At 68.4% G+C, this 15,790-nt stretch carries 12 protein-coding genes; 2 read left to right on the forward strand and 10 right to left on the reverse strand.

What is annotated here, in order from left to right:
• Positions 1-52 precede the first annotated feature (52 nt).
• The 6 genes from H0B56_RS07225 to H0B56_RS07250 form a co-directional block, all read right to left on the reverse strand.
• Complete coding sequence (locus H0B56_RS07225; RefSeq protein WP_180892136.1) at positions 53-1,705, reverse strand: GMC family oxidoreductase N-terminal domain-containing protein; 1,653 nt, start codon at positions 1,703-1,705, stop codon at positions 53-55.
• Positions 1,702-2,232: a DUF5987 family protein gene (locus H0B56_RS07230; RefSeq protein ID WP_219632498.1), complete on the reverse strand. Its 531-nt coding sequence runs from the start codon at positions 2,230-2,232 to the stop codon at positions 1,702-1,704. The genes H0B56_RS07225 and H0B56_RS07230 overlap by 4 nt, the downstream gene beginning before the upstream one ends.
• 145 nt (positions 2,233-2,377) lie before the next feature.
• Entirely contained in the window at positions 2,378-3,739 is a 1,362-nt protein-coding gene (locus H0B56_RS07235; protein ID WP_180892137.1) for a cytochrome P450, read from the reverse strand.
• A complete protein-coding gene (locus H0B56_RS07240; protein ID WP_180892138.1) occupies positions 3,736-4,731 on the reverse strand; it encodes a DUF1702 family protein in 996 nt (331 codons plus the stop codon). Before H0B56_RS07240 ends, H0B56_RS07235 begins: the two co-directional genes overlap by 4 nt.
• Before the next feature lie 44 nt (positions 4,732-4,775).
• Positions 4,776-5,756, reverse strand: a complete 981-nt coding sequence (locus tag H0B56_RS07245; RefSeq protein WP_180892139.1) for a DUF1702 family protein — start codon at positions 5,754-5,756, stop codon at positions 4,776-4,778.
• 37 nt (positions 5,757-5,793) lie between these two features.
• On the reverse strand, positions 5,794-6,741 hold the full coding sequence (locus tag H0B56_RS07250) for a helix-turn-helix transcriptional regulator (RefSeq protein ID WP_246360911.1): 948 nt from the start codon (positions 6,739-6,741) through the stop codon (positions 5,794-5,796).
• A 262-nt stretch (positions 6,742-7,003) separates the two neighbouring features.
• Here H0B56_RS07250 and H0B56_RS07255 point away from each other — a divergent pair, with 262 nt between their 5' ends.
• Positions 7,004-7,609 (forward strand): response regulator transcription factor, encoded by a 606-nt coding sequence (locus H0B56_RS07255; RefSeq protein ID WP_180892397.1) that lies wholly within the window; start codon positions 7,004-7,006, stop codon positions 7,607-7,609.
• 18 nt (positions 7,610-7,627) lie between these two features.
• On the opposite strand, the gene H0B56_RS07260 is transcribed toward H0B56_RS07255, so the two are convergent.
• The 4 genes from H0B56_RS07260 to H0B56_RS07275 form a co-directional block, all read right to left on the reverse strand.
• Complete coding sequence (locus tag H0B56_RS07260; RefSeq protein WP_180892140.1) at positions 7,628-10,087, reverse strand: sensor histidine kinase; 2,460 nt, start codon at positions 10,085-10,087, stop codon at positions 7,628-7,630.
• 94 nt (positions 10,088-10,181) lie between these two features.
• Positions 10,182-11,639 (reverse strand): SagB family peptide dehydrogenase, encoded by a 1,458-nt coding sequence (locus tag H0B56_RS07265; protein ID WP_180892141.1) that lies wholly within the window; start codon positions 11,637-11,639, stop codon positions 10,182-10,184.
• Between the two features lie 16 nt (positions 11,640-11,655).
• Entirely contained in the window at positions 11,656-13,938 is a 2,283-nt protein-coding gene (locus H0B56_RS07270; protein ID WP_180892142.1) for a TOMM precursor leader peptide-binding protein, read from the reverse strand.
• Positions 13,938-14,117 carry a hypothetical protein gene (locus tag H0B56_RS07275; RefSeq protein ID WP_180892143.1) on the reverse strand — a complete coding sequence of 60 codons (180 nt, stop codon included), beginning with the start codon at positions 14,115-14,117 and terminating at the stop codon, positions 13,938-13,940. The genes H0B56_RS07270 and H0B56_RS07275 overlap by 1 nt, the downstream gene beginning before the upstream one ends.
• Positions 14,118-14,547: 430 nt before the next feature.
• Here H0B56_RS07275 and H0B56_RS07280 point away from each other — a divergent pair, with 430 nt between their 5' ends.
• The gene (locus H0B56_RS07280) at positions 14,548-15,282 is read left to right on the forward strand and encodes an AfsR/SARP family transcriptional regulator (RefSeq protein ID WP_343063807.1); all 735 of its coding nucleotides are present in this window, start codon (positions 14,548-14,550) and stop codon (positions 15,280-15,282) included.
• Positions 15,283-15,790 lie beyond the last annotated feature (508 nt).

Raw genomic sequence — 15,790 nt, forward strand, 5'->3', positions numbered from 1 at the left:
TAGCTACGTGACGTCCCGGCCGGCTCCCCGCCCCGCGGGTACGGCCCGGCCGTCAGCGCTCGCCCGAGCCTACGGTCACCGGCACGGATCCGCCCGCGCCGCCGTCCGCACCAGGGACGGGCGCCCCGTAGGAGACGTCGATCCCGCGCTCCCGAGCGGCGTCGACGATCCCTGGCATGGCACGTTCGGCGAGCGCCGCGATGGTCATAGCCGGGTTCACCGTGAGCGCACCCGGCACCGCGGAACCGTCGGTGACGAAGATGCCGGCATGGTCGCGGAGCTCGTGACGATCGTCCAGCGCCGAGGTCCGGGGGTCATCGCCGATCCGGCAGGACGCCAACGGGTGCACCGTGTACGCGCCGACCAGGTCGTTCGTCCACGGAGCTACCTCGGCCAGGCCGTCACGCTCCAGGATGTCCTTCACGTCCGCGTCCGCTTGCGCCCAACCGTGCAGCGTGTTCGGTGTCGGCTCGTAGCTCAGCGGGCCGCGGCCCAGCATCTGCTGCGATATGCGGAACGCGTTGCCGGTAGGCGGTGGCGGGCCGAACACGCCCTCGTTGTCGTCCTCGGTCATCAGGAAGACGGTCAGCCAGGAACGCCACCGCTCGAGCATCTCCTTCTTCTCCGGGCCGAACCACGCCGGGTCGTCCAGTCCGGGGACCTGTGCCAGGATCGTGCCGAGCCCTGGCGGGAAGTACAGCTGCTCGAGCGAGTACCTGGAGAACTCCGGCAGCGTACCGTCGAGACGGTCCCAGCTCGCCACCGTCGGTCCCTTGCCGATCTGGTTGGCCTCGTAGGCGATGCCGTCGCCCCGCGTCAGCCCGAGCACATCGCGCACCCGATCCTCGTTGAGCACGGCGGTGTTGAGCCGCTCCCCGTTGCCGGAGAAGTACTTGCCGACCGCGGGCGGCATCGCGCCGAGCTCCGGTTCGGACCGTTGCAGGATCACCGGGGTGGCCCCGGCACCGGCCGCGAGCACGACGAGCTTCGCGTCGATGGTCCCGTCGCCAGTGTGCACCCGGTAGTCCTCGCCGTCGACGCGGTTGTAGTGCACGCGGTAGCCGCCGTCGGCCGTCCTGGACAGCTGCTGCACCTCGTGCAGCGGCCGGATCTCGGCACCGTGCGCGACGGCGCCGGGCAGGTAGTTGAACAGCAGCGACCGCTTGGCGTCGAACCGGCAGCCCGCCATCATCCAGTTGCAATTGGTGCACAGGTCGTTGTCGATGGCGACGGGCAGAGGGTTCGCGGTGCGGCCGGCGTGGTGGCACGCCGCTGCCCACAACCCGCCCGCGTAGCTCACATCCGGCCAGCCCTGCTTGCTCACCGGCATGGCCTCGGCCACCCGGTCGTACCAGGGGTCGAGGGCGTCACGGTCGATCGTGGACGGCCACATCCGGTGCCCCACACTACCGTGACGTTCGAACACGAAGCGCGGCGCGCGGGGCATCGCCGCGAAGTACACGACGCTGCCACCGCCCACGCAGTTGCCACCGAGCACGCTCATGCCGTCACCGACGACGAAGTCGAACGCGCGGGTGTAGGAGGAGCCGAGGAGGAAGTCGTGCTCGAAGTCCTTGCCCTCCAGCCACGGCCCGCGTTCGAGCACCACGACCCGAGCGCCACCGGCCGCGAGGTAGTATGCCGCGATCGCGCCGCCGAACCCGCTGCCGACGACCAGCACGTCGGTACTCTCGACACTGCTCATGTCGGGCTCCCTGAAGGGGTCGTGTCCGGATGGACGTCGGCGAGCTCGCGGCCGTAGGTGTGCTCGGGGAAGCGCCACAGCCCGTCCTCGTCCGGATCGGCGAGCCCCATCGCACGCAGGCCCGGGTGGCGGGCGGCCATGGCGTCTGCCGTGGGCAGGTGGGCGGCACTGTCGAAGGCCATGTTGCAGAACAGCGCGAGGCTCACCCAGATGTCCTTCTCCGGATGCCCGGGGGTGGTGAGCCGGTGCACCAGGTCCCGCCGGTACGCGTACGGCAACGCGACGAATGACGGCATCGCCTCGCCGGTCGCCAGGCCGTGCTCGGAGGCGTAGGCGAGCGCGTGCTCGTTCAGCGCCCGGGATGCGTCCGCCAGCCCGGCTGTCACCCCGGTCGCAGGGGTATACAGCAGTTCGAGCGCGCCTGCTGCCACTGCCCCGTCGCTTCCGGAGACTCCAGCCACCGCCGTGTCACCCGGCCGGCGTTTCGCCCCGGGAACGATCGTATCGGCGAAGGCTTCCAGCGTCATCGTCGTGGGGTCGTCGTCCTGTGCATCTGGTCGCACGACCATGTCCTCCCATCCCATGAGGGATCCTGCCGCGGGATCCCGGTACGCGTGTGCCTGATCCGATCCTCCGGGATAGATCCGGCCGAACGCGCCTTCTCGCTTGCCACTACGAAGCCGCGCGTACCGTCATGGGCAGGCCGTCCCGGATCCGCAGGGACAGCATCGGCTCGGGCACCACACTAGTTCCAGCCACTGTGGATAGATCGAGATCCCGTGTGATCATTGCCAGGGCGAGGGTAGCCTCCATCAGCCCGAGGTGGCTGCCGACGCAGAACCGGGGACCGGCCCCGAACGGGATGTGGGCGTAGCGTGCTCTGTTCGCCGTACGATCCGGGGCGAAACGCTCCGGGTCGAACCTCTCCGGATCCGCCCAGAAATCCGGATGGCGATGCAGTGTGTACGGGCATACGAGCACATCCGAGCCTGCCGGTACGGCATAGCCGCCCACCTCGTCGTCCGCCCGTGACCGGCGTGCCAGTATCCAGACGGGCGGGTACAGGCGCATGACCTCTTGCAAGACCATGGACGTGTACGTCATCCGGGGAACGTCCTCCAACACCGGCAGCCGGTCACCGAGCACACCGGCCACCTCGGAACGTATTCCCTCCCGGACATCCGGATGCTCGTCGAGCAGGTACAGCGACCATCCCAGGGTGGCGGCCGTCGTCTCGTGCCCGGCAAGCAGCAGCGTGACCAGTTCGTCCCGCAACCGCCGCCGACCGACGGCGCGATCGCCTTCCTGCCTTGTGGACAGGATGAGGCGACTCAGCAGGTCATCGGCGTCCTCGCGCAGGTTCGCTTCCCGTTCGCGCACGAGGTGGTCGACGATTCCCTGCAGGTCAGCACGCGCGCGCCGGAAGCGTAGCTGTCTCGGCAGCGGCAGCCAGTGCGGAACGGCACCCATCGACTCCATCTCGAACATCGCCTGGTCCTGTACGGCCTCGAACGAGCCGGCGAGCGAGTCGAACGCGCCGAGATCCGCGTCGAGCAGGGTGCGGCCGAGCACACCGAGGGTGTAGGAGGTCGTCTCCGCCACGACGTCCACCGGATCACCTCCCTCGGCTGAGCGCAGCCTCGCGACGAGCTTCGCCGCTTCCTCGGCGATGGCTCCCACCTGACCGGCGATGCGCTTGTGCTGGAACACCGGTTGGATCGTCCTTCGCTGCTTGCGCCACAGCTCGCCTTCGCTGGTCAGCAAGCCGTCGCCGAGGGCACGCCGTGCCTGGATATAGCCGATGCCCTTGGCGTAGTTCGCCGCGTTGTCGGCCAGGATGTACTTGGCATGCTCCGGGTGGTTGAACAGGTAGAGTGTCTTCGGGCCGATACGCAGCCGGGACGCGTCCCCGTAGCGCTGCGCCGCCGAGGACAGCAGTCCGAGCCGGTCCCCTGCCAGCTTCTGCAGCAAGCCGAGGGTAGCCCGCCGTGGTGGGCCCGGTGGGACGCGCCTACTGCCGGTAGCGGTTCTCATCGTCCCGCTCCCTTCGCCGCGGCGAACTCCGTGGCGATTCGCCTGCGCCAGATCTCGTAGGCCGGTTCGGCCGGATCGCCGGACCGGCCGGATGCCTCCTCGGGGCCCGGCTGAGCGGTATCGGAAACCCGGACCGCCTCGTCCGGTGTCATGCCGCAGAACACGTCCGTCGCGACCCCGGTGTGCGGGACCACCAGCCCCGCGCGTGCGCGCGCCTTGGCAGCGAACGCCGACGCCTGGGCGAGAAAGTGCCGGTAGGGCTCCGCGCGTTCCCGGAGCGCCCGGAGTTCCGCCCCGGAGGCGCCGCCCGCGTAGGTAGCGGCCAGCGCCGCCCCGCTGTACAGGTCACATCGCCGGGGCTCGGCGAAGCGCTCGATCATCATCGCGACCCGGTCGGCATCCGTCCCGCCGACGAACCACAGGGCACGCCCGATCCCCTGGTCCACCGCGCGGTCCACGTACGGCCGGTACCGCCCCTCCGGCCACGAGATGCTGGGCCGCACGTGCCGGTGCACGTACGTGCCGGTATGGAAGTAGGCCTGGTGGAACCCGTAACCGTCCAGCACGAGCCAGCGAAGCAACGGGTCGAGCGCGGACAGGTCGGGCCAGCGGAACCGCGGCAGCCGGGCGAGTGCCCAGCCGATCCCGACGTAGGCCATGTAGATGTGATCGCCGCCGCGCCCGGCAAGGAGGCCGGCCGTCCTGCGGCCCCTGCTGAACGGCAATGCGTCGATGACCGCGCAGGCCATCGCGGCCCCTTCGTAGGCGAACCCGCGGAAGCGTTCCGGCTGGGCCTCCAGCACCTCTTCCGCCTCGGCGGGAGAGCGGGCCTCGGCCGCGCAGGCGTAGCCCGTCAGGAACGAGCGGCCGACCGTTTCCAGCAACTCGCGTGACTCGGCGGACTTCACATGGAACCCGCGTACGGCCACGCTCGTCGCGGAGACATGCGGGGTCAGCGCTCGGCGTCGCAACGCCCGAAGAACAGTGGACACGATGCGCTCCTCCGGTACTCGTCGGATCGGGCTGTGGCACCCGGCTAATCGAGACGGGCGCGGATACGCCCCCGCCAGAGTTCGTATGCGGGCACCTCGCCACCGGCGGCGGTGTCGCCTTCCGCGACGCCGGCCCGGTCGGCGATGGCAGCCGCGTCGGTGACGGAGAGCTCGGCGAGTGCTGTCGTCGCGAGCTCCGTATGGCTGGGAACGAACCCGGCGTAGGACCGCGCCTTCGCCGCGAACACCGCGCCCAACGCAACCTCGGCGATGTGCTCACCGGAGAGCACACGAAGCTTCGCCAGATCGTCCGGGGAGGCGCCACCGGCGAACGTCGCCGCGAGTCCGATCCCGCTGAACAGGTCGGCGTGCCGGTGCGCGGCGAACCGCTCGACCGCGGCCGCGCTCTCCTCGACGTTCGCGCCGTGCACGAACCACAACGCCCGCCCGATACCCTGGTCCACCGCTCGCAAGAAGTAGCCCGGCGCGCCATCCCAGCTATACGGCGTCGGCACGTACTGCTCGTCGACCCACCTACGGGTATCGAAGAACGCCCGGTCGAAGCCGTACCCGTCGACCGCGAGCCAGCTCATCGTGGGGTAGTACGGCGACCCCGTCAGGTCGGGGAGCACGTTCTTCCACAGCACTCTCGGCAGCCGGGCCATCGCGAAGCCGATACCGATGTAGGTCAGGAAGATATGCGGGTGGGCTGGACCGCGTAGCAGGTCACGCGTCCTCGTCCCGCGACCGCCCCGAAGGGCGTCGAGGATGGTGAACGCCATCGTCACGCCCTCGTACGCGAAACCGCGGAACTCCGCATCGATCACGTTCAGCCTGTATTCGATCTCGGCCGGATCGTCACCCCCCATACCCCACTCGAACCCGCATACCACCGACTGCGCTATCGACTCGAGCCGGGAAACCTCCGCCCCGTTGGCGGCGGGGAATCCTCGCTCTTCGAAAGTCACTTCGGATAGAGAGGGTGCGAGTAATCGGTTTCTCAGGAATCCCAGCGCTGTTGGCATCTCTTCCGTCCTGCCTGGCCGGTGGCTATACGGGTACTCACGCGGCCGTACGTATCGCCGCAGGTTCGGCGATACCGTTGCGACCGCTGTCGAGCGAGAGCTGGGACGCGAGCGTTATCGCGATCGGCGGGTCGGTTGTTCGCACGGCACGCATGCGCAGGTGCAGCGACGACGCCGAACCGGCCGTTACGTCGATCGGTTCGCCTGCGGTTCCCAGGTAAACCCCGTCGTGTCCCGACGCGTGCTCGGCGACGGCAATGACGTGCCAGCGGCCTGCGGGCACGCCGTGCAGTGTGAAGCCGGTGACGTCCGTGGCACGCAGGGACTTGTACACCACCGGTCCGCACTGCGGTATCGCGTCGGCGAACACGCCGATCAGCACGCGGGCCGCAGGCACTTCGCCAGGCAGTTCCACCGCACCGACGATCGAACCGCCGGTGTCCCCGTCCACGCCGGTGCACGTGCGCCCGAAGTCCGAGAGCACATTGGATGGAGGCAGACGGTGGAAGTCGGGAGCGACAGCCAGCAGCAGCTCGCTGACTTCCGGAGCGCGGTACTGGGTCGGGGTCATCCCTACCGCGCGGGTGAACCTGCTGGTGAACGTTCCCACGCTGCTGTAGCCGACACTGCACACGACATCGGACACGGTCAGCGACGTCATCACCAGCAGCCTCTTCGCCTCGAAGAGACGTACCGCGGTGAGGTAGCGTCCCGGCGTCACACCGGTCTCCCTGGAGAACACCCTGGAGAAGTGGAACGGGCTGACGAACACTTCCGCGGCGAGATCGTTGAGCGTGATCGGCTCGAAGTACCTCTCGCGTATGGATGCGATGGCTTGTTTGACCGCAGGTTGCATGGACACTCCTCGTTCACGATGCCGAATCAGATCGAGCTCGCGTTTGTCCCGCTGCGTGCGCCGCGGCATCCCGTCGCGGGATTCCTCGTTGGCGGCGACCGCGATGACACCAGCGTCGCGCGGCGACATCGCGCGACGCTCGATTCGGACTCGACTCGCGATCCACCCCGCGACACGGCCTGCCGTGCCGCGCGGCCCGGCGCCGCTCGCGGGCATACCGTCAGCCAGGGGTGGTGCCGAACGACCGGTCGAGCTCGCGAGGTGTTACTCGAAGTAAAGCCGGTTGACGGTTACACCCCGCGACGTCCCTTACCCAATCGTTGCAACCAGGTTCCACGAAAGAGTGACAAACTACAGTGCGGGTACGATGCTCGACGAAGGGGGGAACGGGTTGATCAAAGTCTTGCTCGCCGAGGACATGCACATGGTCCGGGGGGCGCTCGTGGCGCTACTCGACCTGGAACCCGACATCACCGTCGTGGCACAGGTGGCCTCGGGGAACGAGATCCTGCCGAGCGCCCGTACGCACCAGCCCGATGTCGCGATCATCGACATCGACCTGCCGGGCAAGGACGGCCTCACGGTAGCCAGGGAGATGCACGACGACCTTCCCGGGTGCCGCACGCTCATCGTCACCAGCCTCGGGAGACCCGGTACCGTGCGCAGGGCCCTCGACGCTCGGGTGAACGGGTTCCTGCTCAAGGACGCACCCTCCGACAAGCTGGCGAACGCGGTCCGGCAGGTCGCCGTCGGCCGGAGAGTGATCGACAGCGACCTCGCGCTTTCGGCGTGGGAGACGACCGAGTGCCCGCTCACGGCGCGCGAGCTCGAGATTCTCCGGCTGGCGGCCGCGGGACACAACGTGACTGATATCGCCGCTCACCTGTACCTGTCCCCGGGGACCGTGCGTAACTACTTCACGAGCTCAGTGAACAAGACCAACGCGCGTAACCGCCTCGACGCCATCCGCATCGCGCAGGAGAACGACTGGTTGTAGGCGCCCGCGCAGCCGGTGTCACGGATTCGTGTGCGTGTGCCGGACTTCGGAATCGCCCGCCGGAATCCGCACACACAGCTGGTAGATACCGTCCACCGTGCTCGTGGTGAGCTCGCCCGCGAGGGTTCCGACCCGGTGGGACAGGTTCCCGAGCCCGCTGCCGTCGTGCGAGCCGGACTGCGACTCCGGTGCTCGCCCTTCCACACCGTCGTTGGCGATACACAGGCGCACCATGCCATCTTCTTCGTGCATCGTGATCGTGCACCACTCGGCCTTGCTGTGCCGCAACACGTTGGTCACGCCCTCGCGCAGTACATTGGCAAGCACGGTACTTGCCCGAGTGGACAGTTTCCCGTGCTCGCGAGTGATTCGGATATCGATTCCGGCAGCGGTGAGGATCGACTCCGCAAGCCGGAGCTCCTCGTCCTCCGACAGCTCCCGATCTCCACTGGCCACCGATCTGCCTTCGGCGAGCGCCTTGCGGGCCAGCTCCAGGATCTCCGCGGTCTCCTCCATCGCGCGCTCCGGTTGATCCGGCAGCAAGCGGTAGGCGAGCTCGCTCTTCAGCGTGATCGCCGACAGACTCAAGCCGAGCAGGTCGTGCACGTCCCTGGCGAGACGCAACCGCTCCTCTGCGACGGCCAGCTCGGCCAGCTCATCGCGCACGGCGTGCAGCTCGTCGACCAGCCGGGTCAGCCGCGTCAATCCGTACACCACCACGGCCGTGATGGCGGCCGTGACCGCCGTACCGGCGCTGTCGAGGAGCTCACCGCCGAAGAACAACCGCAGCCACGCGACGCTGACCAGGACCGCCCCGCACAACGGGACGGAAACTGCCGGGCGCAGCACGAGTAGCATACTGCCGGCGAGGAAACCGGGCATGTCCAGCCACCATTCCCCGAGCGCCAGTATCGGCAGGTAGACGAGAGCGGCATGCAGGAGCAGGGCCGCATAGCTCCACGGCGGACGGAAGCGGGTACTCGGTCGGCTGAAATACCCCAGCTGCACGGCAAGCAACGCGACCAGGCACGCCAGTCCCCACGCCACCAGGCCGGTGCCCGGCCCCGCGAACAGCACACCCGCGAACGAGATCACCCCGAAACCACACAGGGCCGCGGCTACGACTCCGGCGGTGACCTTCCGGCCGATATCCGGAGCCGCCAGCCACCACGACTCCGTGGGCGCCTCCACATGCGAGCCCCCGTCCGTGCCGTCGGAGTCGTTCGGGTGATCGGAGACACCGTGCCGCGCCGTCCCGGAATCCGGGTCGTCACCCCCGTCGCCTACCGGGATGTCGGCACGTAACGTGTACGTCCCGTCCGGGGCGGAATCGGCAGCGAGTACGCCTCCCAGGCTCTCCATACGCCCGGCCAGCCCGCCGATCCCGCCCGCACGGTCATCCGTCCGTGCGGAGCCGGTGTATGCACCGGGCACGCCGTCATTGCTGACTTCGAGGTGAACGGAGCCGTTCGCCTCGCCCACGGTAATCACACACCACTGTGCCGAGCCGTTCCGCAGCACGTTGGTGACGGCCTCGCGTAGTACGGTGGCGAGCTCGGTGCTCACGTCACCGGGAAGCTCGGAGTCGTCCCGTTCGATCCGGACATCGACATGTATCGCCTCGAGGATCGACCGGGCGACCGCGAGCTCCTCGTCGAGCGAACGTTGCCGATCACCGTGCGCGACCGAACGGACGTCGCGTTGGGCCTTACGCGAGATGTCCAGGATCTCGGCCAGCTCCACGCGCGCCCTCGCCGGCGCCTTCGTGACCACCTTCCTCGCCAGCTCGCATTTCAAGGTGATCGCCGACAGGCTGAAGCCGAGCAGGTCATGCAGGTCCCTGGTGAACCGCAGCCGCTCACGGGCGACCGCCTTCTCCGCGAGCGTGTCCCGCGCCGCGTGCAGCTCGCCGAGCACCGACTCCAGCCGGGCGAGCCCGTATATCGCCAGGCCGGTGATAACGGTCGTGGCGGGTCCGAACACCACAGGCACCGGGCCCCGGTCGAACACTCCGAGCAGTACGCCGACGCTGGCGACGATCGCGCCGAACAACAGTACCGAAACCGCGCGCGGCAACACCAGCAGCACGTTGCCTGCCAGCACGCCCGGCAGGCCAAGCCACCACTCATCGAACTGCACGAACGGCCCGTACACCAGCCCGGTTTGCACGAGCAGCACCCAGCGTTTCGTCCGCTCGTCCACCGTCCGGCGGATAGGGTTGATGTAGTGCACCTGCAGTCCGACCAGCGCGACCACGTAGCCGATACCGGCAACGGTCTGTCCCGTCGAACCGCTGTACGCCAGGACCCGCAGCGCCGCCAGCACCGCGAGCGCCCCGACGAAAACGATCACGATGTCATGCGCGCGGCCCGGCGCGATCCGGGTAAGCAACCGGCTGGGCCCGGTCGGTGCCGTATCCGGGCGTGGCCGCTCGTACCTGGTCGTCGAGCCGTCCCCCTCGGCGTGCCCAGGATCCATGATGTTCACCCCAACCGGACAAAATCCCCTCGACCACCAGGAACCCTACGCATGCTACTCAGGATTCAACAATCGGCATGTCGCGACAAACCGCTCAGGAAGGCCCATCGATGACACACTCACCGATACTGACCTCGCCGGGCCACTCCAATCGGAGTAACCGGGCGACCCGGTCGCCCGCGTCGGTGGGCACGAGGTGTACCGACAACCCCATGGACCGGGCGACCAGGTAGAGGGTCTGCTGCAGCGCACCGAGGTGCGTCAGCGTCGTCGCGTACGCGGCACCGCCCAGCATCGGCGACAGGCGCGCCATCCTGGTCGTTACCGTGATCAGCGCGGGCGGACGGCGCACGTTGGCGGCGGCCAGTTTCGCCGTGTCGAGCAACTCGGCCAGCGCCCCCTCGTCGGAGTTGACCAGGGTGAGCTCGTGCTGCGACGGGTCGTAGTGGTAGATGCCGCGTGGCAGGGTCGTGCAGCGATCGACGCTGACATAGAGCTCGAGTTCGTACAGGCAGGCGATGTTGAAGTACGGGCGCTGCGATGCCTCGTGCGACATCCCGGGCGGCAGGTGCTGCGGTCCCGCCGTCCGGACGCGAGCGCTACGGAACAGCAACTCCCCGACGTGCTCGCCGGTCAACGTCCGCGACGAGAACTCCGGACACGCGTGATCAGCTTCCAGCAGCTCGGTCAGGGAGTGGTCGCGGGCGGAAAGGTCGGGACGGTACAGCGGAAACCGTGGACCGTCGGGTGGCGGCTTGACTACCGGGTCGGCCACATCGGTGTGGTCGGCGAGGTCGGTGTCGCACGCGGCGTCCCGCTGCCTCGACCTGGACCGGGAATGGAAGTGCAGCTCGTGGTGCGACCAGTGACGCAACGCCGGGTCGTGGTCCTCCTCGCGGGCCGCTCGCTTGTCCCCGAGCAGCACCGCACCAGACGCGAGTAGATACGCCACGACGTCGGCGACGACCTGCTGCGGCGCTCCCGAGTCGGCGGCGAGCTCGGCCGGTGAGCGCGGTACGGCCAGTGCGGTCGCCAACCGGGCCGCGAGCGGCTGGTGCAGCTCCACCCGGAAGTCCGAGCGCGGCGATTCGAGCGCCAACTCGCCCCCACACGGACGCAGGACCGCGAACCGGGAGAGGCGCACCGGCTGCGTGGCCGCGACACGCGGCAGATCGAAGACCGGCGCCGCGACGACCGGGGTCACCGACAGCAACGGGCGATAGCCGTCGTCCAGCGCGAGCGAATGGACGACCGACCCGCGCAGGACGTCGAGCACCTCCATGAGGTTCGTGCGACCACCGCCTCGCCCAGCCGCTCGCGCCGTACCCTCCGCCTCGATGCCCGCCACGGCGTTCTCCAGCGAGACGGGGCCGAAACTCATGCGCCGCAGTGAATCGCGCACGTGGTCGTCGATGACGCCGAGGGCGAACTCACCCCACCTGGTCACCACGTGAAGTGAGCGCCCCGCGGCATCCCATTCGACGAGCACGTCCTCGCTCAGGGAGCACAGGCGGACCGTGTCCAGCTCGCCGCTATGAGGTTCGCGGTGCACGAGTATCGGCAGCCTTTCACAGGAACAGGGGAACGGGGTTCAGGTCCTCGTAGGACGTGGGTTCGGAGAGCCGGCCAATGCGGACCGGGACGTCGTACAACCTTCCGGGACCGAAACGAGCCCAGAAGTGACGCATGCCCGGAACGATCACCTTGACCACGGGAAGCTCGATGTCCGGACGCGTCTGGTCGAGCACCAGTGTCTCGAGCCCGAGCGCAGCGAGGGAGGTGGTCACCGACTCGACATCACCTGCCAGGTCCCTGCGCGGTACGCACGCGAAATCGGCAGGGACGCGGTGGCGCACGCCCGGGTCAGCGAGCAGGTAGTCCTCCGCCGTCACCGTCGCGCGTTGCCACCAGCTGCGCAGGTCGGGATCGCCCAGGTCCTCCGGCTCTGCCTCGACCAGGGCGGGTACGAGCTGGTTGAGCTCGGTGAGCGCCCTCCGGAGCGCGATCCTCGGGTCGAGGTGCGCCCCGAACCCGACCATGATGTGTTCCGGTGACGCACCGGCTCGCCGCGACAACGCGACCATCACCGGAATGCCCACATCGGACGTGACGTCGAGTACCCACAGCTCGCGTCCCAGGTCGGCGTAGACACCGCGCAGCTCGTCGACCCAGAGGTCGCCGAACGCCGCCAGGTCGACGCCGGGAGCCGACGTGCGGTTGTACCACCACAGCGCGACCGCGTCGCGTTCCACGATCTCGAGCAGGCCCTGCAGGATCGCGTCCTCGAGGCTGCTCCCCGCGGCATTGCCGTTCGAGTCGGCCCGGACACCGGCGTCACCCGGGTCGTACGGTGCGCCGTAGTACAGCATCCGCGTCGGCAACAGCCGGTGGCGGTGCCGCGTCAGCGACCATACCGGCGTCCAGTTGACAACGGCGTGCTCGTCGAACGGCTCGCAGACGTGCTGGAGGGACCCGTGCGCGGAGTTCCACTCCGCGCGGTCGCGGTACTGGCGGTCGTGGAACAGCATGCAGTCGTTGGGGTGGAGCGCCTGGTCCTCCAGTTCGCGCAAGCTTGCCCGGACGCGCTCCTCGTCGCCCTGGAAGCTGCCGCTGTACCGCTCCAGTGCCTCGCACAGGGCACCGACCTCGGCTTCGACCGAGGACGCGCCCTTCCCCCCGCTCTCGTCGCGCAGCCCGTGGCGCAGCATGTCCATGTCCCCTGCAGGCAGGCTGAGATTCGGGCCGGACCGGTACGAGTGGCACGACGCCGGGCCGCGCGGATCACGCCGGACTTCCTTGATCACGCCGGTTACGGGGCTGACGAGATGGCGGTAGCGATCCAGGACCTGCTCCGGCGTGAGCGCACGGTACCCACCGCCCGTGCCGACCCCTCTCCCGACATCGCCGAGGGTCACCGGGCGACGGGCCTGTGCGGCGACCATCGACGGATCCCCGCATGCAGGGCATTGCGGTCTGGCGCGCAACTCGTGATACCGACCGTGCAGGTCGTCGGTGTCCAGTGTCCAGACGCATCGCTGTCCCTGATGCCGGTGCCCGGCGAGCCATTTGGTCGCCTCCAGCGCGACGAGGTGGGTCGCGAGCCCGGCCAGCGGGGGCACCGAAGCCTCCGGGCGCCGCGCCGGACCCGGATGTCCCAGGGCTGCCTGCGCGCAGGCCTCGGCATGCCGGTGGCCCCACAGCCTGGACGCGAGGCAGTGCCAGCACGCGGACTCACCGGGTTGGAAGATCGGTCCCACCCACACCTGGGTACCGAGCTGTTTGGCCAGCAACCAGGGTTGACCCGCCTCGCGATGCGCGGCATCGATCCCGGACAGCGCGGGGGAAAGGTAGTCCTCGCACACGACCACGGACAGGTCCGCGTGCCCGAGGACGTTATGGACGTCTCCGGACAGGACGGTGACACCCGCGTCGCGCAGGGCGTCGGCAGTCGGCCGCAGATCGACGTTACGGTCCGTGCCGACCAGCCCGACGCTGCCGACCGCCCCGCCTGCCCCGCTTCCTGCGGGTTCGATCCCGCAGGAGTCCCAGAAGGCCACCGCGCGATCGTCGTCGAGGTCGCGCGGGGAGTACAGCGATACGAGGCCCGCGTCCATGAGCCGGTCGACCAGAGCCGCGACCTGCTCCGAGTCCATGCCTCCCGGGCTGGAACGGAGCAGGCTCGCGACGTCCTTCGTGCCGTCGAGCTCGGTGGCCAGCGACTCGATGTGCGGCCCGTGCAGCACCGTCACGCCCCGCTCGGAGAACAGGAAGGCACCGTTGCCTTCGCTGATCTCCGCGCGCAGGTGTCGCTTGAAGGAGACCACCTTCCGTGTCGCGGCACCGTGTGTCATTACGCAGCCCTCTCCTCGGGGTACTCGGCGAAGGAGTAGCACCACGACACGGGGCCGTGGACAACCGGGTTGTGCCACTGGTCGAACTGCTCGATCACCAACGTGTCTGCGCGCTCGTTCGCGCCTTCGCGGGACGCCCGCGCTGCGACGGCCGGGTGTGGAATGCTTCGGTCCTGCATGGCAACTCCTCCGTTGTCACGTGCGGTTCCGGGTACGCAAAGATTGTGTTCCGCCCGCAGCGAGAATGAACAGTGAGTTCCTCACGCGATGCACGTGTACTTTTCATGCCGGCGCCCAACTGATTCATTCCCGGCTTGTTGCCCGATCACTGCCGAAAACGGGTATCCGGTGACACGCTACGAACGATGCAATCCGAACGATCCCCGAAACCCGGGGCAGCGTCCCAGGACCGCACTATTCTCATCACGAAAGGGTGCGGATATCTCGACACGGATGCCCAGGGAATGCGCTCGCGGTGACGGTCACGGATGAGAGGGGTTACCCATGCATTCCGACCCTGCGGTGTGGCACGGACCTGACAACGGACACGGCACGGCCGGTCACCGCGCCGGCGGTCAGACGACGTTCACTCTCCTCGGACCGTTGGAAGTGCTCAAGGACGGGACGGACTACGCCCCGACGGCGCCGAAGGTGCTCCAACTGCTCGCCATGCTGTTGCTGCGACCGGGCAAGCTCGTACAGATCGACTCGATCGTCGAGGAGCTCTGGGCTGATGATCCACCGCGCAGTGTCCGCACAACGATGCAGACCTACGTCTACCAGCTACGCAAGTGCATCGAACAGAACGAGCTCGCACCAGCGGGAGACGAGCTGCTCATCACCAAACACGCGGGGTACGTGTTCACGGTAGATCCCGCTCAGATCGACGTGTTCACGTTCCAGCGGCTGTTCCAGGAAGGTCGCGAGCTACTCGACCGTGACCACTACACCGACGCCGCCCGCTCACTGCGTGCCGCCCTTGCGCTCTGGACGGGCCCGCCCATGGCCAATGTGAACTGCGGGTCGGTGCTGTCGTCCTACGTGGTCGACCTGCAGGAACAACGGCGTACGGCTCAGCACCTCCGCATTCACGCGGAGCTCGAGGCGGGTTGGCATCGCGAACTGATCGGTGAGCTGCGCGCGCTTGTCGCCGCGAACCCGCTCGACGAGGGCATGCACGGCCAGCTGATGCGCGTGCTCAGCCGTAGCGGTAGGCGCTCGGACGCGCTGGCGACCTACCGGAACCTGCGCGCCGTACTCAACGAGGAACTGGGGGTCGAACCGTGCGAGGAATTGCAACGCCTGCACCACGAGCTGCTGTCCGCGGGCGAGACACCCCGCTGACGTCCACGGGACCACCGCGCTCGGCCAGGTACGCTCTCGATGGCCGCGCCGGCCGGCGTCGCGCTACCGTCCGCACCCGCCTGTTCCGGCAGCACGCTGGGACCGCTTTCGCCGAGCTCTGCGCGAACGTCACGCCGACCCCGGATGGAACGGCCTGCGCTGATATCTGTTTCGGACCGCTCGATCAACGAGTCTCCCCGCCGGTACTCGCCCCGGCCAATTCCACATGCCCACCCGGGTTCGCGGCCCACCCGGCATCCCGCTCCTGGCAGGGCACGGCACCGACACCCGGGAGCCGGAGGCCCCTCCCGGCACGCGGCAGCGCGGGGTCGCACGAACCGCGTGGCCGAGGGGGGTTCGTTCATGCGCTTATCGAGCGAGCCTCGAGAACACCGGCGCACACTGGACTGGACAAGACAGCACAATGCAGCAATGCAGCGCAGCCCCGGATCGCTCTGCGGCCACCAATTCCTCGTCCTACGGGCCGGTATCGGAGTTTTGACCAAGA

It is taken from the genome of Haloechinothrix aidingensis, from assembly GCF_013450155.1.
In the GTDB taxonomy this organism is placed as follows: Bacteria; Actinomycetota; Actinomycetes; order Mycobacteriales; family Pseudonocardiaceae; genus Haloechinothrix; species Haloechinothrix aidingensis.